Genomic DNA, 19,804 nt, shown 5'->3' with positions numbered 1-19,804 from the left:
TCTGCCTAGCGTCAGCCATCGGTAAATTTTGGGAAATTCGCCCAAAATTTGAGTAAAAAATAAAAATTTAGATTGGACTAGTGCAAACTGTCTAGAAATAATATTAAAACTAGAAAAAAGTGGGGTTAATCATAAACCTCTTAACTCTATTAAAAAGTGAGAGATAGGGCGTACTTGCATATGTGGCATGAAGGCCCAATATGTCCTTTGCAACTTGGGCAACACTTTGAACTTTAGTATTTCCTGTTAGGTGCTGCTTTCTCAAAAGAAAATTATTTACTTTGCTTAGTTCAAACTCATCCATGTAATTACTGTTGAACTTACAATATATTACTCTATTGCTTAATAATTTATCTTAAATAGAGAAAGCAAACATTTAAATAGATTAAAAATTCTTTTTAGTAACTATAATGGTGATAACTATGAAGAAAATATTTGCTATATTAACGTCCTTACTATTCATTGTAAGTGTATTTGGTGTAGCTTCTGCAATGGAAGTAGCTTATTCAGTTGTTGCAGCTCCTGAAACAGTAAAAGTCGGCGAACTCATTACTGTCACAACAAACTATAATCCTGGAAAAGACCCAACCATAATCGCAGACGGTGACAAACCAAAAGGAGACGCTGAATTAGTATCAAGACCAAACATAGCTGATGAATGTGGCCTTGAACCTGCAGAGCGCACATGGATTTACAGAGCAACAGCTCCAGGAACAATCAGATTTGATTTTAGCCCTCCAGCTACATCAACAATAAATGGAAATACTCGAGTTTCAAACCCAGTAAAAATAACTTCAAACTCCCTTCCAATGCTTAACTTCATGAAGATACTTGGATTTGGAAACGAATCAGCCTAAAATTATTTTATTTATTTTTATCAATTATTCTTTTTCTATGTAGTAAGCCTTATATTACCCTTACCTTATCCTTCGCTATTAAGAAGACCTGATAAGATGCCAATTGATTTTTCTAAACTAAAAAAGATTGATAGAAAGACGGCTTTGGCCCTAACTATCACTTTGATATTCTGGGCATCAGCCTTTACAGGGATTAGGGCGGGGCTTAAAGCCTATGAGCCTGGGCACGTTGCACTCTTAAGATTCCTAGTTGCATCCATATTTCTAGCTATTTATGCATCTTACAAGAAGATAAAGTTGCCAAAGAAAAAAGACCTCCCGATGATCATAGCCGTGGGGTTTTTTGCAATAACAGTTTACCACTCTTTTCTTTCATATGGAGAAGTCACAGTCACTGCAGGTGCTGCAAGCCTCATAATCGGCTCTGGCCCAATCTTTACAGCGCTTCTTGCAACGCTGCTTTTGAAAGAGAAGCTGAAATCCTTAGGCTGGATTGGAATCTTCATCAGCTTTTTTGGAGTGGGTCTAATTTCCATAGGCGAGGGCGGAGGATTTAGCTTTGACCCAAGGGCTATATTGATCCTAATTGCTGCATTTTCAACAAGCCTTGCATTTGTCTTACAAAAACCACTTCTTAAAGACTATAAATCAGTAGACTTTGCATCCTACACAATATGGGGTGGAACAATATTCTTACTTGTATTTTTGCCTGGCCTTTTCTCTGAAATTAAAACAGCACCTATTGAATCAACACTTGCAATTGTATACCTTGGTATATTCCCTGCAGGTGTATCATATCTAACATGGACCTATACATTAGCCAGAATGCCAGCCTCAATAGCGACAAGCTTTCTTGCCGTGTCCCCGTTTCTATCAATCCTGATTGCCTGGGTTTGGCTTGGAGAGATACCTGGCTCACTTTCCATAATAGGTGGAATAATTGCAATACTTGGAGTCACACTTGTCAATACCAAAGGTAGATAGATAATTTTTACAACTTAAGATACTTTCCTTAATTAATTAAAAGAGAATTTATTATTCTATATTTTTTAGAGACATATATCTTTCGGGTAAGGATTCATATACTTTACTTCTTTTTTCAATTATAAGTACCCAAATAGTACCCTCTCTTATCACATATATAATTCTTAATTTCCCGATTCTTATGCGATACGCATTTTTATACAGACCAAGGCATTTAAATCTTAGAGGGTCTTCCTTTATTTTGGCTATTGCTTTTCTTGCAATGTTTTTTTCTTTATTAGTTAGAAATTTTATATCTTCTTTGACTTTAGGATGGGATTTTAAAATCCATTCCAAAATTATCACTCTAAAAGTTCATATAGTTCTTTTTCAGAAAGGCCTTTAACTTTTCGAAGTTCTATGTCTGATATTCTTTCCGATAATTCAATATTAAGAACAGTTTCTAGCTCCTCTAGCTTTAATTCAATATCTGCTATCAAACCCTCTACAACCTTCCTATCTATTGTAATAGTTTCGCTCGTCATACTATCTAATTAATATATGCCAATTACCTTATATTTATTTGCTTTGAACATATATTTGAAATTAGAATTTTATTCACTATTTTTTCTAAAAAGAATTAATCTCCCATCAATCTATCCATATTCTACCCCACATTCACGACAGTAATATTTTGATGTTTCAATTATTTCTCTGTGATCTATTTTTATTTCTGCTTCAACTATAACTATGTCATAACTATTAGGCTCTGATATGAACTCATCGCTTCCACATTCACATTTGAATCTTGTCAGATTTTCACGCCCATTATTGCATCTCTATTATAGTGGATTTAGTTAATCTTAATATACTTAGTCCCTAGAGTATTAAAAAGTATATTAAAGTGATATCATGCATAAGTTTCTTATAATTATTGAAAAATCAGATAAAAATTATTCAGCCTATGCACCTGAATTACCGGGGTGTGCGTCAACTGGGAAAACAGTTGAAGAAGTTGAAAGAAATATGTATGATGCCATAATAATGCATTTAGATGGACTAAAAGAAGATAACTGTCCAATTCCAAAATCCAGTGATTTGGCAGAATATGTTATTATAAAAGATAAGACATCTGAATAAAAAAATTAATTACTTAGTTTAATGTCATTGCTAAAGGAACAATGATGTCCTTTTCTTTTTTAATTTGGTCGGCTATTAGTACTAAAGTTATCCCTATCCTGTTTTTATACTGGCCAACATGAAATTCAAAATCTGTTAGATGAGACAATAGATCTGAATTTAATTTTAAGTATTCTGAGGCATTCATAACTTCTATACCCTTGACCTTACCTTTGTTAGAAATATCAAGAACAATATCTCCCACATCAAAATTTCCTTTAAATTATTCATCTAATCCGTAGCCATTATGGATAAAAAGAATATCGGAACCTGAATCGTATGAAATTATTTTTTTACCTGATGCTCCCAACTTACCACCTATCTAGCTATAAATCTCTAATTGAAATGCCAATGCATCTAAAACCTTCTTTTTCAATAAATCCTCTTTAATTTGACCTATGTCTTTAATTAATCTAATCTTATCTAGGGTCCTGATTTGATAGCATAAAATAATAGAGTCTCGGTCCATGTTAGCAGTTCCTTTTGGAAGCATGACTTCATTAGAATAGATTTGTCTATTTTCTTTTTTTGACGTTATTGGTAAAACATTCACAACTGGTAATATTTTATTTATTTCTTCTGAACTGATAACAAGAACCGGACGAATTTTTCCCCTGTTCTGAGCCTTTAACAGGATCAAGGTTTGCAAGGAATATCTTCCATCTATACTCCATTCTAGTCCCAATCCTCTAAATCGACACCTTCAAAATCATTTCTTATTTGATTAAGATCTTCTAAGAATAGTTTGTCATTCATTGCTTTTTTCAATTCTTTAATCTTTTTCTTTTGGTCTTCAAGTCCAATAATAACAATTGCTTCTACTGAATCATTCTCATTAACATAATCAGGTATTTTAATCTTTAATTCACGATTTTTTGGTACCTTCAAAGTTTGTCTTATAGTTTCCATTATATTTGACTAATATTTCTTGTTTTAAATAACTATTGTTTTAGTCTTGATGTATTTTTCAGATAATTTTTTATTGAAATAGTCTTTACTTTATTTATGAGAGGCTATAGGATAAAACAGATTGACGCATTTACAGATAGGATATTTGGAGGAAACCCTGCGGGAGTCGTATCTTCTGCAGAAGGATTAACTGATAAAGAGATGCTATCAATAGCAAATGAGGTAAATGCCTCTGAAACTGCTTTTGTCCTGCCTAGCGATACTGCCGACTTTAGGATAAGATGGTTTACACCTAAGAAGGAAGTTTTGTTCTGTGGCCATGCAACAGTTGCAAGCCTGCACGCTCTCGCAGAGGAAGGAAAGTATGGCATGGAAAACGATGGGGATTATTCCTTCAAAGTTGAGACAATGATAGGCATCATAACAGTTGATGTGATAAAAAAAGCTAGAGACATAAAGATAATACTTCACTCGCCCAAGATAACTCTTGTAAGGGAAGATATCGATATGCCCTCATTACTTGACGCCTTAAAGATTAAAGAGGACGAGCTTGATCTATCGTACCCTATTATGAGAGAAACTAGTCTTGACTACCTATATGTTCCGATAAGTGGATTAGATGCCCTAAAAAACATAGACTATGACTATTCAAAACTTGAAAAGTTCTGCGGAAAATATAACTTCCCAGGTGTCTGCCTATTCACAACTGAAACTTTCGACGAAGATTCTAAGGCCCATTCAAGATTCTTTGCGCCCTTGTACGGTGTTAGGGAAGACCCGGTAACAGGCTCTGCCCAGGGGCCGCTTGGTGCATACCTATTAATTAACGGCATTAGTGAATTCACTGGAAGTGAATTAAATATCAAATCAGAGCAGGGCGATATTATGGACAGGCCCGGAAGATTAGTAATAAATCTAACAAAGGATGAGTATAGTTGCTTTGCCTCTAAATTGATAAGTTCAGCTGTAACTGTAATTGATGGCGAGATTTACTTACCTTGAATTATTCAATGACCCGGCCAAAAATATAGCAGTCCTCGCCGCACCAGTGCTTTTCCAGTAAGAACTGCTCTTTAAATCCCATCTTGTCATAGAACCCAATTGCGTTGTACCTCTTAAGGCTCCAGCACCATAGCTTTTTCACATTTTCTTTTTTACAAAGCTCAACTGTGAAATCTATCAAGGCCTTACCCACGCCCTTCTGTGAGGTGATTAACGCATCTATCTCGCATGACTCTTCGACTATGACTAGCCCAATTGCCCCAACGATTTTTCCATCATCAATTGCAATGTAGTAGTTGCCTTCTTCGATTAGGGGTGTAATCTTTTCTACTCCAGAAAAAGAATACTCTTCGGTATCTAGGCCCTTTAGGAGAGCTGAAAGCTCTTTGACATGGGATTTTGTGGCCTTCACTATTTCCATAAGAGGATAATCATGTGAGCCGGTATTAAAGCTTTTGATGGGCGGCCTTTTACCTTTAGATTACTTCAAAGGAGTTTTTCATAAATTAATACTAAGTCAGTTATGAAAAATTTATAAGTTAACAATTTGCATTGGCATTGATATTTGAGGAAAAATATGAATCGAAGAAGAAAATTAACAAACAATACAAATGATTGGGATTGCGGAGTTCAAGCAATTGAAAATGTAAAACGAATTGCCCGAACTAAGAAGAAGATTGTCCCGCATAAAGCTGGAATAATAAAAGATGAGGGTGTAGTGGAGCCAATAAAATATGCCAAGGCATTGAAAAGTATCCCCAAGGTCAAAAAAGTAAAGGTAGAAAGAACTCCAAAAGTAGACCAGATTGTCGAGTGGCTAGAGAAAGACAAGCCTTCTGGAAATACTCAAAATGTGGCAATTGTACATTCAAAAATAGAAGACGAAGAAGATTCACATTACTGGCTGGCCTACAAAGTAAACAAAGGAAGGAAAAGTGTGATGGCCGCAAATTTTGACGATTCTAATCCTGTCAAGAGAGTGTCACTCCACAGGTTAAGAAAAAAGGACATCAAGATAAAGAGAGTATACAAAGTGAAGATTGAGAAATAAGGCCAACTTTTTTTGTAGTTATTTGTAATTTCTAATTATCAGTTCTTTTATTTCTCCTCGTTTCTTGGGGTCGCAGTTAATTATTCTTTTTGCATTTACTCTTTCAATTGTGAAATCTTTATACAAATTATCAAAAAAGTCATCATTAGGATCTTCATTTTTTGGATCGGAATTACTTAGTATCAGATAAGCTCCTTTTTTGTCAAGCTCTTTATAGAATTCAGATAGTCTTGTCTGATCATTGTCATTGAACTCTTCCTTTGAATAACTAGTGAAACTAGAAGTTTTTGTGAGTGGCCTGTAGGGTGGATCAAAATAGACTAGGCTATTATTATTAACATATTTTGAAGACTCAGAGAAATCACTACAGATAATTTCAGTATTCTTTAGGGCCAAATTAACTTTCGTGATATTTTCTTTGTCGCATATTCTAGGATTTTTGTATCTACCATGGGGGACATTGAATTCACCATTTTTGTTCTGTCTAAATAATCCGTTAAAACAAGTTCTGTTCAGAAATATCATGTGTGAAGCTCTTTCAATCCAATCTGTATTGTAATTAATAAAATCAAAAGAGTTTATCTGAGAATTGTATCCATCCCTAATGTTATAATAATACTGTTTTCTTTCCTCTTCATTTTTATTGATGTATTCTATCTCTAAAATATTTAGATGATTAATAAGTTCTTTAGGATTATTTTGTAAAACTTTATACCCAATTATTAGCTCTCTGTTTATATCAAATAAATATGAATTGTTAATTTGAAATCTACTTTTTAGATAAAAGAAGAATGCGCCTCCACCGACAAAAGGTTCGATATATGTATCTATTTTTCCAGTATCAATAATCTCTTTAGGAAGCCTTGATGCGAGCTCAGGGATCAATTGTGATTTGCCTCCTGCCCATTTCATATAAGGCTTTGCAAAAAAAGTATTATCTTCTGATTTAATAGTATGCCCCGAAGTATTATTCATCACAATTAAGCGTCTTCTGTTTAGGATTTAACCTTTTTTGTATTAACTCAATATACTTTTCTTCTTTTTCCATTCCTATAGACTTTCTCCCCATTTTTTTTGCAACAACAGAGGTCGTACCTGAGCCAACAAAAGGATCCAGAACTGTATCACCTTCTTTAGTACAAGCCAAAATTATCCTTCTTAAAAGCTCTTCAGGCTTCTGTGTAGGGTGAGCTCCAGCCCATTTTTCGCTTTTTGGAGTTAGCGGTATTGACCAGACATTTCTTGTCTGTTTCCCTAGAGGATTTATCGAATCTTCAATTAGATTTTTTGTGTCCTCATAATTGAAAGTCCATTTTTCACCTTTGCCATTCTTTGTAGCCCAAATTAAGTGCTCAGTACTTTCTGTAAACATTCTGCAAGTAATATTTGGCTGAGCATTGGGCTTAAACCAAACAATGCTATTGTTAATTTTAAGATCCGTCATATGTTGAATTATGAAACCCAGTTGGTATATGTTATGGAAAGAGCCACACACCCACAAGCTGCCACCATGTTTTAATATCCTAACACACTGCCGAATCCACTCAACATTGAACTTTAAGAATTCATCTTTTGTGAATATGTCCCAATCTTCTTCCAATGTAATGTGTTTGCTATATTTCCACCCAAGGCCCCTCTTTTTTGCAAGGCCATAAGGAGGGTCAGCGAAAACTAAATCTATTGATTCATCTGGAATATTCTTCAATTCCTCTAGAGCGTCACCATGGATAATTTTATGTTTAGTTTTCATTTTCGATTCTTCTCAATCCATTCTTTCATTAGCGTATTAATCTTTGTTGATACTTTAATATCATTTTTGGCACATATTTTCTTAAAATTGTCCAGCACTTCTTTATCTACAGTTATATTCAATGATACCTTTGTCATTTGAACACCAATCTACATAAATAGATACTAATCTACATTAATTAGCATTAAGAATTTATAAAAATATCTAAAAGAAAAATAAATGATTAAAAATGATGCATTCAATATTGTAAAAGAGTTACAATTTGATAAAAAACAAATTATATTTAGCAATAAAAAGGAAACACTTTACATATTTAGACCATCTCAACTTTCAAAAAGATTTCAAAACTATGATGTTAATAAAAATTTTCAAATTTGGTTAATTGAAGAAAACAGAGAGTTTAGGCCAAATCACTTAAGAATATTAATAGATTTAAATCTCAGAATTCGCTCAAGACCTGAACTAAAAAATGAATTACTTTTAGCATTTGACAATATTTTCTACGGTAATGATCCTGATAAAGAGATTGAGAAATTTGAGAGAGAAAAATTTGATCATTATCTTAATTCAATTAGCATAATTGCCAATTTAGCCCAATTACTTCTTGTGGAGCAAGAGTATTGTTATAATAGAGAGAGTTACTTTGATCCTCCAACCCTATTTTTACAGGGATGGATAAGGCAATTTATTGATAGCCATAAAGAGATTGATAATTTATGCATGAGTGTTGCAAATAGACAACCTCCAAGTCCAAAATATACTTGTATGGAAAATAAGAAACATAATAAGTATTCTTCTATGAGAAAACCTTTGTGGTATTTAGATAATATACAAGAAGGCCAAAGTAAATTAGAATAACCTTAAGAGGTGCCGGGGGCGGGATCCGAACCCGCGACCTCACGGTTTCCCAGCCTTGTTTCATGCTTATGAGCCGTGCGCTATAACCAGGCTAAGCCACCCCGGCAGGTGAGATTAAATGAACTATGGCCCAACCTTTTTAAGATTTGCTATCTAGTTATCTTTTCTTTATTATAGAATATTACGTTACTACTTCTGTTTTAGTCATATAAAATATCGATTTTTCACTCATTTGAAAGTCAAAAAATCAGTTTATAGACCTTCACCCTAAATAAGTAGAAATAGAAAAGAAAAAATTAATTAAATTTTTATGCAGATGGCAAAGGACGTGGCTTGTGAACTCTTTCCCAACCTTTAGGTACTACACTCTTCTGGTAATATGATGCAGATATAACTGCTCCAGCAAGCTTGTGGAATCCAAGTTGTGTCTTACCAAAGTTGTTTGTTGCATTCTCTTCAGCTGCTAAGCCTTCGACATCATTTCCGTTAGCAAACTCTAGTGCCGCCTTTTCCAAAGCGATCTGTGCCTTTTCATCATTAACTGCATTTGCGAATGCATCTGCATCAGCACCAGCTATTGCGCCAACACTCATTGATGCTATCAATGCAACTGCAATAAACAAGGTAATAATCTTCTTCATAGTTTAACCTCCTTGTTAAGCTAATACTGTTTAGATTCGTCCTTTATATATAGTTGTTGTGTAAACCGTCTTAATTTCAGTATATTTAAAGTTAGATTTGGGCTTAATTTATTTTATAAATATATCTAATGTTTCACAACATTTTATATGGCCTAATATATCTCTTGTTTTATATAAAAAGCAAAGATATAACTTATTTTGAAAAAATAAATCATTCTAAGGCTATTTATTTCTAGAAATATGTTTTTGCAAAATCTTCTAAAAATTTTAATAAAACTTATATATAAAAAAAAGAATTAATATTCATGTATAATAAAAAATATCTTACCTTGGCATTTTCCTTTATTCTAATTTTTAGTATAGTTGGACTAACACCTATTTCAGCTCAGCAAGATGTCTATATCATATCAAACAATATAGATGTCGTTGCAAAGCCTTTGTTAGAGGACTACTTTAGGGGATTCGGTCTATTTCCTGAATTTTTAGCACCTGACGATATAAGTCAGCTAAGGGGGGTAAAACTCATCGTTATTCTTGGCGGACCTGACGCCCTATTTGGAACTGGACCACTTGTAACTAGATACCTTGACTCACTTGAAATAAGCTTCATAAGGCAGCCTGAGCAAAGATTCACCTTCATCAAGCAAGACATCTATGGCTATGCAGACAAAGTCATAATAATCGCAGGGTCTGAAAGAGAAAAAACATATGAAGAGGTTTTTAATCTTGTCAACGGTTCAAATGTAAGCTTTCAGAATGAAATCCAGCAAGCAGCCGAAGGCAGGGTCAGCATAAGGGATTTACCACTGGTCCTTTCCAGTATTTCATATACCACAGAGACTGTCAATGATATAGGGCATATATACCTTAAAATACAAAATTATGGCCGAGGCAAGGCAACTAACGTGATAGTTGAGATATCAAATGACTACTACTCTAATTTCTCACTTGAAAGCGTTGATCCCGTTAGGAGAGTTGATGGGAACAAGTTCTATATCGGGGATTTAGAAGGTGGTGAAGTGCTTGAGCTTGACATAACCCTAAAGGCAAAGCAGAGTGGTGTTTATTCAGGAACAATCTCATACACACATGACGCAATTGACACTTATGCAAAGATAAGGGATGTCACAACAAGGGTACCTTAATTCTATTTATTTTCCCTTTTTTCAATAACCATTATCTTTAAATAGGATTTTTATAACTTGATTTTACCCATGGAGTGTGTGTACCGTGAAAAAAAGGGTATTTAACATAATTTTATTATCATTATTCATAATAAGTCTATTTGGAAGCCTCACAACTGTTTCAGCAGAGGATACGATAGAGATTAGATTATTTACTTCTCCAGGTTGCCCGTACTGTGCCGAGGCAAAGGCAACTATATCTAAATTGAATCAAACTCAGTACAATGGAAAGCTTAATTTAGTAGAAATTGATACATTTACATCTAGCGGTTTTGCAGAGTTTAAGAATAATTCATTTACCATTACGCCTTCAGCTGTAATAAATGGAACTACAAAGCTTGAAGGCATAAGTCAGTTTGAGGAAACATCACTAAAGGTGCTTTTTGACTCGATATTAGATCCAGCAACTGAAACGCCTACTCAGCCAACAACACCAACTGGCAATGGTAAGACAATCAGATTTTTTTATGAGGAAACATGTGACTACTGCAAGGCATCAAAAGCAAAGATGTATGCATTAATAGATGAGAAAGGTTACGATATAGAAGTAGTTGAAGTTGATGTATTTACACCAACTGGCTACAAGGAATTCACAGAGGCTGGATTTAAGATAGTTCCTTCAGTGATAGTCTGCGGGACGACAAAACTCGAAGGCGTAAATCAGGTAGATCCAGGTATCCAGAAGGCAATTGAGGGATGCCTTGCAGGAAAGCCTGTGACAAACGGCGGTTCAGTCTCCGCAATAAGTTTACTTGGAGCATTCGCAGCAGGATTTTTTTCTAGCCTTTCCCCGTGCCTACTTGCAGTATTATCATTTATAATTGCTTACACAGTTGGTTCAGGTAGCAAATCATTAACTATCCTCTTAAAATCAATATTCTTTGGTCTGGGAATTACAGGAACATACATGATAATGGCAGTAGCCTTCATAAGTGCTGGTGCGACCTTACCCAGATATTTAACATTCTATTTATCGCTTTTGGGTGCTTCTGTAGTGTTCTTTTTAGGATTGAATCTTATCAATTCGGGTTTGAATATAGTAGCTCTCCCCATCTCAAAAAAGAGTTTTGGACAAAGAATGACTAAAAAACTCGTTCTCTCTTATGGTCTTGCCGGTGTTTTTTTACTTGGAATGATTTTCGCCGTAATAAACATACCATGCGCCGCCATAATATTGCCAATCTTAATTGATGAAGCGCTGCATGGAACAGCCTACACAGCATTCCTAAAGGTATTATTATATGGGATCGGTATTTTAATTCCCTTTATAATAATTGGAGCGGTCGGCGCATTTACAAAAAACATTGCAAGGGATATGAGGTGGAATCCAAAGGTCAGGTTCTTTGGCTGGGTTGTAATGGGTGGAGTGGTCATTATAGTATCATTCTGGCTTTTAATCCAAGGATTTAATATGGTCGAGACAGTCACAACTCAATACATTTTACATACGATACTAACCTTTGCAATCATAATGTTTATAGTGGGATATGCATATGGTAAATGGAAGAAGGTAGATAAGGGTGACGACGGAAAGAAGGAAATTCCAGCATATTAAAATATGCCTTGAAGAGGATGTTCAATCTAAGTACAACTACCTTCAAAACGTTTCTTTTGTCCACTCGGCACTCCCTGAAATAAACTTTGATGAGATTGACACAAGTGTAAAGCTGTTTGGCAAACACCTTTCTTTTCCACTTATTATTTCTGCTATGACTGGAGGGACTGAAGAGGCCTTGAAGATAAACAGGGCGCTTGCAAAGGCATGCCAGAAGACAGGCATAGGAATGGGGCTTGGAAGTCAGAGGGCTATGATAGAGGACCACTCGCTCACCCCCACATATGACATCAGAAAATACGCCAAAGACATACTCCTAATTGGCAACATTGGATTGCCGCAGTTTGTTAAAGGCTATAGTGAAAAGGAAGCAATTTTTTCTGTTAGAGAGATAAAGGCTGACATGCTCGCAGTCCACCTAAACAGCCTACAGGAAGTGTCCCAGCCTGAAGGTGACCTATTCTTTAAAGACGGACTACAAATCTTAAAGAGACTAAAAGAAAAACTAGACTTTCCATTGATAGTAAAGGAAACAGGCGCTGGCATCTCAAAAGAGACTGCAGAGAAACTCACATTTCTTGACGGTGTTGATGTGGCAGGCGTTGGCGGCACAAGCTGGAGTGCTGTTGAGTATTACAGGAGTCAAGAGCACAAGGAAACAGTAAAGAAGCTCTGGAACTGGGGCATTCCAACACCACTATCAATTGCTGAATGCAGGGTAGCAGGCATCAAGACGATAATAGGCTCTGGAGGGGTACGATCGGGCTTTGATATTGCAAAATGCATATCGTTGGGCGCTCAAGCCTGTGGCATAGCTCTACCGTTTCTAAAGCTAGCCGTTGAGGAAAATGTCGGGGGTTTGATTGAAAAGATAGAAACAATAAAGGGAGAGTTTAAGATAGCGATGTTTTTAAATTCCTGTCTCAGCGTGTATGACCTTAAAAACAGGCCGCTATTTTTAACTGGTGAATTATCCCAACTTATGCAACAAAGGGGAATGGATTTCCACTATTTTAACTATCGTTAAGCAATAACTTTATATACTATTAGTGATTAACGGTATTCATGAATATGAAACAACTGTTGTGCATATTGGTATCCCTCTCATTTTTTCTTACTGTTCCCGTATCTGCAGAGGTAGAGCCTTTCACAATCAAGCACTACTTCAGGCATGACTACGGCACAGTGTCATCAACGCTAGGCGATATTAATGGCGATGGAGTGCATGACGTTGTTATCTCAACTGATACAGGCGAGATTAAAGCATACACACTTGACGGGGTAACACTTTGGTCAAAGAGCTTTGATTCACCTGCAAGAAATCTATCAGTTATCCGAAAAGGGACAGAGCGATACGTCCTATTTTATAACGACAGGGGTTTTGTCTACCTACTTGACTCAAACGGCAACAATAAATGGCAGCTCTACTTTCCGCAAACAAAGCCTATCAACTCTTTAGTTGCATCAGACCTTGATGGGGACAGAGTCCCTGAAATTGTCATAGGATTTAAGGATGCAACTTTTTCTGTCTACAATATTAACGGCACGCAGTGGAGAAAGGAAAATGAGTTCTATAGATTCTATGTGATGAAATTATACACTTCAGAATTTTCAGCAACTGAATACCAGACATGGAACGACTATCCCCTAGGTGTCAAGGTTGATCTATCCTGGATATTCCCTGATGTTATAGCGTCGGGGGAAAGGGACCCCAACATTACACTTTATGACCCAACTGGGAAGAGGATGTGGCAGATAGAAAACGTCTACCCAATTGAGCATGTATACTCTGGGGACATAAATAAAGATGAGAAAATGGAGGTCATAACTGCTTCTTACAAGTATCTTCAGGCTTTTGGTCTTGAAGGAAGGCTGTGGAGAAATATCCTTGATTCGTATATCTATTCTTTTGGTGTAGGTGACATAAATAAAGATGGAAAGATGGAAGTTGCTGCCGGTACAGTTGATGGATTTGTTTACCTATTTGACAGCAAAGGGTATGAGATGTGGAATGATCCGCAATCTGTCGATAAAGACATCAGGTATGTAACAATCGATGATTTCACAGGCGACGGCGCACCTGAAATTCTAGTTGCTGCCGGCAAATGGTCTTCATCAAAGCAGGAGATTGATAGCGGGGCTTTTTACATATTCTCCGCCAATGGCGAGAAACTCTCTGAAACAAAGGTCAATGGGCCGATAAAGACAATATCTATTATTGATATAGACTCTGACGGTTACAAGGATGTTATAGTATGCAGTAACTATGTCTTTGTATTCAAAAACAATTTCTTGACAATATTTGCCGAAAGGCACTATAAAGAGGGCGAAAGGCTATTGCTCATTGCCCAGTTTGATGAATCAATCAGTGAGTTTTCACAGGCCAAGGAGATGTACACAAAACTCGGTGACACAGATACAGTAAAAAGATGTGAAAAGAACATAGTAACAGCAGTTGAGTACAAGGCACTAAATGCAGAAGCCTTGGAGATATTCAACACTGCAACTCAAGAGCTAAACAAGGGCGATTACCAGAAGGCGCTTGATCACTTTATCCAGGCCCGGAAGATATTTGAGAAGGTCGGAAACAGAGAGATGCTGGCAACAACTGATGCCATGATATCTGAAACTTCATCAAAGATTCAACCTATCTCCCAGCAAACACTGCCACTTAGCCCTATATTGATTTTAATACCAATATTAATTGTCGTTGCAGTAATTGGCGCCGGTATAGGGTTCATATTCCTTAGAAGGAGAAGAAGGATACTTTAATCTATTCTCCACCAACTAGAGCCCTAGTTCTTATATGAGGGCCACCATCATCTACAGGCACATACTGTCCTTTTCCACAGCTCCCAGGGTTCCCAATCTCGAAGTCCTTTCCGATCCCCTCGATATTTTTTAGGATTTCCAAGGTATTTCCAGAAAGTGATACATCTCTATAAAGCTCTCCAAGCTCGCCATCCTTAATTTCATAGACCTCTTCGCATCCGAAGGTGAAAAGTCCCTTTGCAGTATCGACCTGGCCACCTCGGCCACCCTTTACGTATAGCCCTTCCTTTATGTCGATAAGCTCTTCAAAGCTGTGATCACCGCTACCCATGTAGACGTTACTCATCCTGACTAGAGGTCTTGATGAAAAGCCCTGGGCCCTGCCATTGCCTGTAGGCTTTGCATCAAATCTTGAAGCAGTCTCCAAGTTGTGCAGGTACGACTTCAAAACTCCATTATCCAATAGACAAGTTTTCTCTGCCTTTATCCCTTCGTCATCAAAGAAGTATGTACCGTTTTTTTCTAGGTAAGTTGGGTCATCATAGATGTTTACTCCATCTGCCCCAATCTTTTCTCCAAGTTTTCCTTCTAGAACAGAGTCGCCTTGCAATACGATATCAGCTTCACATGCATGGCCCAAAGCCTCATGGATAAAGACGCCTAGTATCTTAGGGTCTAATACAACAGTCTTTTCCCCACCAGAAACTTTCTTTGCAGATAGAAGTCTTATTGATTTTTCACAGGCCTCTCTTCCAAGCTCCTCCAACGATTTCTCTTTTAAGACTTCATAGCCTCTTGTTCCTCCCATGACTTCATATCCCATCTGGAGAGAATCAGAGCCACTTGTAACTACTGACTTTAGATAGACTCTAGTTGTCTTTTGATAGATCTCGCTACCGATAGAGTTCACATAGAGCTGCTCTGTTATTGAGTCGCTGCAGGCAGAAACAGTATTTTTGACTAGGTCATTTATCTTTGCACCCTTTTCTATCTCATATGCATAGGAGATCTTTTCTTCTAGTGGGATTTCTTCTGGCCCTATCTTTACCTTGTTTTCAGATTTCCCTTTTACAACTGGCGGGTCAATTTCAAAATTCTCCCTCTTAGAGCTTCTGGAAATTGCAATGGCAATCCTGTATGCAGAGTCAATGCACCTCTGGACATCTTCAGTATTGTTTGTTGATGAGAATCCCCAAGCACCTTTTACTAAGGCCCTGACTCCAACTCCGGCCTGCTCGTTTGATGATACCTCGTCAAGCTCTCCGTTTTCAACATTAGCAATGTTATTCGTCCTTTTCTGGAGCCTTATATCAACAAAACAGTTGGGGAACTTCAAATTATCATAATTAAAAAACTCAAATATATCCATACATTGAAGAGAATTTAATCCAATAAAAGGCTTTTTCTTTGATAATAGGGAAATATGGGAAATCTAATATTTTTCCCTATTTTTTACGAAATATTTATATATACCCGGATATCAATTATTATATCAAGTGATCACTATGAAAAAAATATTTGCAATTTTGATAAGCTTGTTATTTGTGGCAAGTGTATTTGGCATTGCTCAAACGATGGCTGTAGAACCGTCACAAGCCACTCCTGAAAGAGTAAAAGTTGGACAAATTATAACTGTAACAACTTACGAGGGCCCTGAAGGTTATGATCCAACAGTAAAAATATATGACCCATCAATGCCAAACTTGATGGATGAAGAAGAGTTTGAAACATACCAAGACGCATCGAGATACGTGACAAAAATCTCAGGCCCAATTCAAATATCTGGAGATACTACTAAATGGGTTTGGACATACAGAGCCAATTTTTCAGGAACTATTGTATTTGGTACGCCTTCAGAACCAGGAAGCCCCCCAGAAGCTAGGATTTTAACTAATCCTGTAACAATTACTTCAAACTCCCTTCCAATGGACAAGTTCATGAAATTCTTTGGATTCGGCAATAAAAAATAAATAATATTTTCTTTTCTTAATTATTTTTCTTTAAATCAAGGTTTCCAAACCTTAAGGAAGTTTACCCTTTCAAAACCCTTATCATTTGTAACAATATTGGTGAGCCCATGTTCCATACAAAAAGCGACATGGGTCGCATCGTTTGGAAGTAAAGAATACTCATAAATAGCGGATCCAATATTTTTAATATTTTCAATATTTAAAAAATAGAGATTTGGCAAAGAGAAGATGTCTTCTGCAATAGATAAGTCAATTTCTCTCAGTACATCTGGATTAGTTTTCATATATATGTTTAACTCTTTAGGAGCTATTGTATATCTTTCGCTTACTTTGATTCTTATATAGTCGAAATAAGATTCTGAAACAACTGTGTGATTTACATATCCTTTAATTTGTCCTTTTTCTATATCATTAAAAAAAGACTTAATAGTTGGGGAGTATGATTTATGTTTCAATAAAAAATAGATAAAAATTTGAATCTATAAAAAAAATCTCTATCTTCGGGATAGTCATTCAAAGAGAAACTAGTCAAGGTCTGCACCAATTTCTGTCAATTCAATGCTCTCTTCGATAAGCTTTTCATTTGACGAGATAATTTTATTGTATATTTCATCAACCTTAGATTTTTTTATTTCTAGGATAACATCCCCATCTTTTATACCTAGTTTATAAATATCCTCAATAGGTTTGATTATGCCTTTTTCAACTTTGGCATGAACAATAATTGACATAATTTTTTATTGTTTTATTAATATAAATATCTTGACATCAGATATAAAAATAATAATGACCAATAGGTCATTTAGATTACCCACAGTTAAGCTTATAAATTAAAATGACTTTTTGGTCGCATGGAAGATTTAGGTCTGATAGACCAAAGCTGGACCAATGAAGATATTCAGAACATACTTAAAAAACTTGATACAACTAAAGAAGGTCTTTCAACTGCTGAAGCTGAAAAACGAATAGCCAAGTACGGCTATAATGAGCTTCCAACAACAAAGAAAGAATCTAATATTAAAAAATTCATAAACCAGTTCAAAAATAGTCTTATTATAGTCCTCTTGATTGCAGGTATTCTATCTGTTGCTATTGGTAACCTAAAGGACTCTGTTGTTATTTTTTTAGTCATTGCTGTTAATGGTGTTATGGGTTTCCTGCAGGAGTACAAGGCTGACAAGGCCATTGAAGTCCTAAAGGCAATGGTACAGTCAAAGGTCGTTGTAATTAGAGACAACGTAAAGAAGGAAATCCCTTCAAGAGAGCTCGTTCCAGGAGACATAATTACTATAGAAGATGGCGACAAGCTATCCGCAACAGTACGATTGATTGAGGCCATTAATCTTCAGATAGATGAATCTTCACTTACTGGGGAAAGTTTTCCAGTTTCAAAAGCTGTCGAGTCAAAATCTGAGGACGGCTATCCAAACACAGCCTTTATGGGCACTGTCGTCACAAGGGGACGTGGAACTGGCGTAGTCATACTAACAGGAAAAGATTCACCCATAGGTAAGATATCAAGCCTTATATCGATGGAAGAGAGGGGCAGCACACCTCTAGAAAAGAGTATTAATAATCTTGGTAAAAAACTGGGTGCGCTATCTGTTGTCATAAGCTTGCTCCTTTTCATTTCAGTCTTGATAAGGGAGCTTCTAATCCCCATGACTTTAAAGGAGGCTTTGATAGAGTCAGCTCTAACTGCAATAAGTCTTGCAGTTGCCACAATACCAGAAGGACTCCCGATAGTCGTCCTTGTGACCTTAGCCATTGGGACACAGATTCTCGCCAAAAATAATGCAATTGTCAGAAAGCTTGCAGCAGTTGAGGCCCTTGGTACCACCACATTCATATGCACCGATAAGACAGGAACACTCACAATTAATCGGATGAGTGTCGTTGGTGCTTTAATCAACAATGAATTTTTAGATCCTGAAAAAGTGGATCCCAAAAAACATGAGATCTTTTTCAAGATAGGTGAGCTCTGTAATAACGCCCACATAAAGACAGACGGAGACAAGCTAGAAGTAATTGGGGACCCTGTTGAAGGAGCACTAAAGGTATTTGCAAAGAAAAGAAATTATCATCATCACAGAGTTGAGAGGATAAAAGAAAATCCCTTTGATTCAGAAAAGATGATGATGTCAGTTCTTATTGATGAAGGTGGCAAGAAGACAACATACATCAAAGGGGCCCCACGAGTTATTATTTCGCGCTCTAAATATGGACTTATCAATGGAAAATTAGTTCAGCTTTCAGAAAAAGACAGGGAAGATATTATTATTAAGAATCGTGAATATGCTGCCCAGGGCCTCAGGGCGCTTGCCCTTGGATACAAAGAAGGAGACAGTGAGGAAGACATAATATTTGTCGGCATGGCCTTCTTCAAAGACCCATTAAGGCCCGAAGTAAAAGATGCGATAGCACTATGCAAAAAAGCGGGGATTAAGGTTGCAATGATTACAGGGGATCAGAGGGAAACTGGCCTTTCCATTGCAAGAGAAGCAGGTATACTCGAAGCAGGCGACATGACTCTTTCGGGGAAAGAGCTTGATGAGATGTCTAAGGATAAGTTTGCATCAATTGTTCGAGATGTTGTTGTCTACTACCGTGCAAGCCCATTCCACAAGGTGAAGATTGTTGAGACTCTAAAGGAGGTGGGCGAGGTAGTTGCAGTCACAGGCGATGGCGTAAACGATGCACCTGCACTAAAAATGGCAGACATCGGTGTTTCTATGGGATTAATAGGAACTGATGTCGCAAGGGAAGCATCGAACATGATTTTGATGGATGATAATTTTAATACAATTGTCACTGCAATCCGTGAAGGGAGAAGGATATATGACAACATCAGAAAATTCCTAAGATTCCAACTCTCAACAAACATTGGCGCCATAATCCTAATGTTCACTACAATCATGACTGGAGCTCCGCTGCCTCTATTGCCAGTCCAGATACTTTGGATTAATATAATAATGGACGGGCCACCGGCTGTTACCCTTTCAATGGAGGCGTTTCACGAAGGGCTCATGGAAAAACCTCCCAGAAAGAAGAACGCATCAATCCTCACAAGTCCGTTATACCTTTCGATGTTCATAGGAGGAATTGCTATGGGC

Annotated in this window: 25 protein-coding genes, 1 tRNA gene and 1 pseudogene; 12 read left to right on the top strand and 15 right to left on the bottom strand. The window is 36.7% G+C overall.

Going from position 1 to position 19,804, the window contains the following annotated elements; all coding sequences use genetic code 11:
- Nucleotides 1–109 precede the first annotated feature (109 nt).
- Nucleotides 110–304 carry a hypothetical protein gene (locus tag KO464_08305; protein MCC7573376.1) on the bottom strand — a complete coding sequence of 65 codons (195 nt, stop codon included), beginning with the start codon at nucleotides 302–304 and terminating at the stop codon, nucleotides 110–112.
- Between the two features lie 118 nt (nucleotides 305–422).
- Between KO464_08305 and KO464_08300 the strand changes: the two genes are divergently transcribed.
- Together KO464_08300 and KO464_08295 are read left to right on the top strand one after the other, a co-directional pair.
- The gene (locus KO464_08300) at nucleotides 423–857 is read left to right on the top strand and encodes a BatD family protein (GenBank protein ID MCC7573375.1); all 435 of its coding nucleotides are present in this window, start codon (nucleotides 423–425) and stop codon (nucleotides 855–857) included.
- 96 nt (nucleotides 858–953) lie between these two features.
- The gene (locus KO464_08295) at nucleotides 954–1,841 is read left to right on the top strand and encodes a DMT family transporter (protein MCC7573374.1); all 888 of its coding nucleotides are present in this window, start codon (nucleotides 954–956) and stop codon (nucleotides 1,839–1,841) included.
- A gap of 51 nt (nucleotides 1,842–1,892) precedes the next feature.
- Here KO464_08295 and KO464_08290 read toward each other — a convergent pair whose 3' ends face one another.
- Both KO464_08290 and KO464_08285 read right to left on the bottom strand, forming a co-directional pair.
- Nucleotides 1,893–2,177, bottom strand: a complete 285-nt coding sequence (locus tag KO464_08290) for a hypothetical protein (protein MCC7573373.1) — start codon at nucleotides 2,175–2,177, stop codon at nucleotides 1,893–1,895.
- Between the two features lie 5 nt (nucleotides 2,178–2,182).
- A complete protein-coding gene (locus tag KO464_08285) occupies nucleotides 2,183–2,365 on the bottom strand; it encodes a hypothetical protein (GenBank protein MCC7573372.1) in 183 nt (60 codons plus the stop codon).
- Between the two features lie 367 nt (nucleotides 2,366–2,732).
- Between KO464_08285 and KO464_08280 the strand changes: the two genes are divergently transcribed.
- Entirely contained in the window at nucleotides 2,733–2,960 is a 228-nt protein-coding gene (locus tag KO464_08280; protein MCC7573371.1) for a type II toxin-antitoxin system HicB family antitoxin, read from the top strand.
- Between the two features lie 13 nt (nucleotides 2,961–2,973).
- Here KO464_08280 and KO464_08275 read toward each other — a convergent pair whose 3' ends face one another.
- The 3 genes and pseudogenes from KO464_08275 to KO464_08265 all read right to left on the bottom strand — a co-directional run bounded on the left by KO464_08275 (nucleotide 2,974) and on the right by KO464_08265 (nucleotide 3,908).
- Nucleotides 2,974–3,204, bottom strand: a complete 231-nt coding sequence (locus tag KO464_08275) for a DUF2283 domain-containing protein (protein MCC7573370.1) — start codon at nucleotides 3,202–3,204, stop codon at nucleotides 2,974–2,976.
- 117 nt (nucleotides 3,205–3,321) lie between these two features.
- A pseudogene (locus tag KO464_08270) lies at nucleotides 3,322–3,673 on the bottom strand (type II toxin-antitoxin system PemK/MazF family toxin).
- A gap of 1 nt (nucleotide 3,674) precedes the next feature.
- Nucleotides 3,675–3,908 (bottom strand): hypothetical protein, encoded by a 234-nt coding sequence (locus KO464_08265; protein MCC7573369.1) that lies wholly within the window; start codon nucleotides 3,906–3,908, stop codon nucleotides 3,675–3,677.
- 96 nt (nucleotides 3,909–4,004) lie between these two features.
- Here KO464_08265 and KO464_08260 point away from each other — a divergent pair, with 96 nt between their 5' ends.
- Nucleotides 4,005–4,910 (top strand): PhzF family phenazine biosynthesis protein, encoded by a 906-nt coding sequence (locus KO464_08260; protein MCC7573368.1) that lies wholly within the window; start codon nucleotides 4,005–4,007, stop codon nucleotides 4,908–4,910.
- 1 nt (nucleotide 4,911) lies between these two features.
- Here KO464_08260 and KO464_08255 read toward each other — a convergent pair whose 3' ends face one another.
- On the bottom strand, nucleotides 4,912–5,331 hold the full coding sequence (locus tag KO464_08255; protein MCC7573367.1) for a GNAT family N-acetyltransferase: 420 nt from the start codon (nucleotides 5,329–5,331) through the stop codon (nucleotides 4,912–4,914).
- Nucleotides 5,332–5,487: 156 nt separating this feature from the next.
- Here KO464_08255 and KO464_08250 point away from each other — a divergent pair, with 156 nt between their 5' ends.
- Nucleotides 5,488–5,961, top strand: a complete 474-nt coding sequence (locus tag KO464_08250; protein MCC7573366.1) for a hypothetical protein — start codon at nucleotides 5,488–5,490, stop codon at nucleotides 5,959–5,961.
- An 18-nt stretch (nucleotides 5,962–5,979) separates the two neighbouring features.
- On the opposite strand, the gene KO464_08245 is transcribed toward KO464_08250, so the two are convergent.
- Genes KO464_08245 through KO464_08235 form a run of 3 tightly spaced genes read right to left on the bottom strand, consistent with a single transcriptional unit; the run spans nucleotide 5,980 to nucleotide 7,848 of the window.
- Nucleotides 5,980–6,936: a DNA adenine methylase gene (locus tag KO464_08245; GenBank protein MCC7573365.1), complete on the bottom strand. Its 957-nt coding sequence runs from the start codon at nucleotides 6,934–6,936 to the stop codon at nucleotides 5,980–5,982.
- The gene (locus tag KO464_08240; GenBank protein MCC7573364.1) at nucleotides 6,929–7,711 is read right to left on the bottom strand and encodes a site-specific DNA-methyltransferase; all 783 of its coding nucleotides are present in this window, start codon (nucleotides 7,709–7,711) and stop codon (nucleotides 6,929–6,931) included. Before KO464_08240 ends, KO464_08245 begins: the two co-directional genes overlap by 8 nt.
- Nucleotides 7,708–7,848, bottom strand: a complete 141-nt coding sequence (locus KO464_08235; protein MCC7573363.1) for a hypothetical protein — start codon at nucleotides 7,846–7,848, stop codon at nucleotides 7,708–7,710. The genes KO464_08240 and KO464_08235 overlap by 4 nt, the downstream gene beginning before the upstream one ends.
- A gap of 82 nt (nucleotides 7,849–7,930) precedes the next feature.
- On the opposite strand from KO464_08235, the gene KO464_08230 reads away from it, so the two are divergent.
- Nucleotides 7,931–8,569: a hypothetical protein gene (locus tag KO464_08230; protein ID MCC7573362.1), complete on the top strand. Its 639-nt coding sequence runs from the start codon at nucleotides 7,931–7,933 to the stop codon at nucleotides 8,567–8,569.
- Nucleotides 8,570–8,579: 10 nt separating this feature from the next.
- On the opposite strand, the gene KO464_08225 is transcribed toward KO464_08230, so the two are convergent.
- Together KO464_08225 and KO464_08220 are read right to left on the bottom strand one after the other, a co-directional pair.
- Nucleotides 8,580–8,675, bottom strand: a tRNA-Met gene (locus tag KO464_08225).
- A gap of 202 nt (nucleotides 8,676–8,877) precedes the next feature.
- Nucleotides 8,878–9,210 (bottom strand): hypothetical protein, encoded by a 333-nt coding sequence (locus KO464_08220; protein MCC7573361.1) that lies wholly within the window; start codon nucleotides 9,208–9,210, stop codon nucleotides 8,878–8,880.
- 305 nt (nucleotides 9,211–9,515) lie between these two features.
- Here KO464_08220 and KO464_08215 point away from each other — a divergent pair, with 305 nt between their 5' ends.
- The 4 genes from KO464_08215 (at nucleotide 9,516) to KO464_08200 (ending at nucleotide 14,721) form a co-directional block, all read left to right on the top strand.
- Nucleotides 9,516–10,355, top strand: a complete 840-nt coding sequence (locus tag KO464_08215; GenBank protein MCC7573360.1) for a hypothetical protein — start codon at nucleotides 9,516–9,518, stop codon at nucleotides 10,353–10,355.
- Between the two features lie 85 nt (nucleotides 10,356–10,440).
- Complete coding sequence (locus tag KO464_08210; protein ID MCC7573359.1) at nucleotides 10,441–11,949, top strand: sulfite exporter TauE/SafE family protein; 1,509 nt, start codon at nucleotides 10,441–10,443, stop codon at nucleotides 11,947–11,949.
- On the top strand, nucleotides 11,915–12,976 hold the full coding sequence (gene fni, locus KO464_08205; GenBank protein ID MCC7573358.1) for a type 2 isopentenyl-diphosphate Delta-isomerase: 1,062 nt from the start codon (nucleotides 11,915–11,917) through the stop codon (nucleotides 12,974–12,976). The genes KO464_08210 and fni overlap by 35 nt, the downstream gene beginning before the upstream one ends.
- A gap of 38 nt (nucleotides 12,977–13,014) precedes the next feature.
- Complete coding sequence (locus KO464_08200; protein ID MCC7573357.1) at nucleotides 13,015–14,721, top strand: hypothetical protein; 1,707 nt, start codon at nucleotides 13,015–13,017, stop codon at nucleotides 14,719–14,721.
- 1 nt (nucleotide 14,722) lies between these two features.
- Here the strand turns inward: KO464_08200 and KO464_08195 are convergent, their stop codons facing one another.
- The gene (locus KO464_08195) at nucleotides 14,723–16,090 is read right to left on the bottom strand and encodes a TldD/PmbA family protein (GenBank protein MCC7573356.1); all 1,368 of its coding nucleotides are present in this window, start codon (nucleotides 16,088–16,090) and stop codon (nucleotides 14,723–14,725) included.
- Nucleotides 16,091–16,226: 136 nt separating this feature from the next.
- Between KO464_08195 and KO464_08190 the strand changes: the two genes are divergently transcribed.
- Complete coding sequence (locus KO464_08190) at nucleotides 16,227–16,691, top strand: hypothetical protein (GenBank protein ID MCC7573355.1); 465 nt, start codon at nucleotides 16,227–16,229, stop codon at nucleotides 16,689–16,691.
- A 35-nt stretch (nucleotides 16,692–16,726) separates the two neighbouring features.
- Here the strand turns inward: KO464_08190 and KO464_08185 are convergent, their stop codons facing one another.
- On the bottom strand, nucleotides 16,727–17,146 hold the full coding sequence (locus KO464_08185) for a PIN domain-containing protein (protein MCC7573354.1): 420 nt from the start codon (nucleotides 17,144–17,146) through the stop codon (nucleotides 16,727–16,729).
- Between the two features lie 69 nt (nucleotides 17,147–17,215).
- Nucleotides 17,216–17,422: a hypothetical protein gene (locus KO464_08180; GenBank protein MCC7573353.1), complete on the bottom strand. Its 207-nt coding sequence runs from the start codon at nucleotides 17,420–17,422 to the stop codon at nucleotides 17,216–17,218.
- 120 nt (nucleotides 17,423–17,542) lie between these two features.
- Here KO464_08180 and KO464_08175 point away from each other — a divergent pair.
- On the top strand, nucleotides 17,543–19,804 hold a 2,262-nt coding region (locus KO464_08175), incomplete at its 3' end, for an HAD-IC family P-type ATPase (protein MCC7573352.1).

It is taken from the genome of Methanofastidiosum sp. (assembly GCA_020854815.1).
In the GTDB taxonomy this organism is placed as follows: Archaea; Methanobacteriota_B; Thermococci; order Methanofastidiosales; family Methanofastidiosaceae; genus Methanofastidiosum.
The sequence above is the reverse complement of the archived record's forward strand: the minus strand, read 5'-3'. Positions and strand labels throughout refer to the sequence as shown.

Excerpts from the sequence above, each read along its gene's own strand:
- KO464_08305 (MCC7573376.1), bottom strand. The coding sequence starts at position 304 with ATGGATGAGTTTGAACTAAGCAAAGTAAATAATTTTCTTTTGAGAAAG.
- KO464_08300 (MCC7573375.1), top strand. The coding sequence starts at position 423 with ATGAAGAAAATATTTGCTATATTAACGTCCTTACTATTCATTGTAAGT.
- KO464_08295 (MCC7573374.1), top strand. The coding sequence starts at position 954 with ATGCCAATTGATTTTTCTAAACTAAAAAAGATTGATAGAAAGACGGCT.
- KO464_08285 (MCC7573372.1), bottom strand. The coding sequence starts at position 2,365 with ATGACGAGCGAAACTATTACAATAGATAGGAAGGTTGTAGAGGGTTTG.
- KO464_08280 (MCC7573371.1), top strand. The coding sequence starts at position 2,733 with ATGCATAAGTTTCTTATAATTATTGAAAAATCAGATAAAAATTATTCA.
- KO464_08265 (MCC7573369.1), bottom strand. The coding sequence starts at position 3,908 with ATGGAAACTATAAGACAAACTTTGAAGGTACCAAAAAATCGTGAATTA.
- KO464_08260 (MCC7573368.1), top strand. The coding sequence starts at position 4,005 with ATGAGAGGCTATAGGATAAAACAGATTGACGCATTTACAGATAGGATA.
- KO464_08255 (MCC7573367.1), bottom strand. The coding sequence starts at position 5,331 with ATGGAAATAGTGAAGGCCACAAAATCCCATGTCAAAGAGCTTTCAGCT.
- KO464_08250 (MCC7573366.1), top strand. The coding sequence starts at position 5,488 with ATGAATCGAAGAAGAAAATTAACAAACAATACAAATGATTGGGATTGC.
- KO464_08245 (MCC7573365.1), bottom strand. The coding sequence starts at position 6,936 with ATGAATAATACTTCGGGGCATACTATTAAATCAGAAGATAATACTTTT.
- KO464_08240 (MCC7573364.1), bottom strand. The coding sequence starts at position 7,711 with ATGAAAACTAAACATAAAATTATCCATGGTGACGCTCTAGAGGAATTG.
- KO464_08235 (MCC7573363.1), bottom strand. The coding sequence starts at position 7,848 with ATGACAAAGGTATCATTGAATATAACTGTAGATAAAGAAGTGCTGGAC.
- KO464_08230 (MCC7573362.1), top strand. The coding sequence starts at position 7,931 with ATGATTAAAAATGATGCATTCAATATTGTAAAAGAGTTACAATTTGAT.
- KO464_08220 (MCC7573361.1), bottom strand. The coding sequence starts at position 9,210 with ATGAAGAAGATTATTACCTTGTTTATTGCAGTTGCATTGATAGCATCA.
- KO464_08215 (MCC7573360.1), top strand. The coding sequence starts at position 9,516 with ATGTATAATAAAAAATATCTTACCTTGGCATTTTCCTTTATTCTAATT.
- KO464_08200 (MCC7573357.1), top strand. The coding sequence starts at position 13,015 with ATGAATATGAAACAACTGTTGTGCATATTGGTATCCCTCTCATTTTTT.
- KO464_08195 (MCC7573356.1), bottom strand. The coding sequence starts at position 16,090 with ATGGATATATTTGAGTTTTTTAATTATGATAATTTGAAGTTCCCCAAC.
- KO464_08190 (MCC7573355.1), top strand. The coding sequence starts at position 16,227 with ATGAAAAAAATATTTGCAATTTTGATAAGCTTGTTATTTGTGGCAAGT.
- KO464_08180 (MCC7573353.1), bottom strand. The coding sequence starts at position 17,422 with ATGTCAATTATTGTTCATGCCAAAGTTGAAAAAGGCATAATCAAACCT.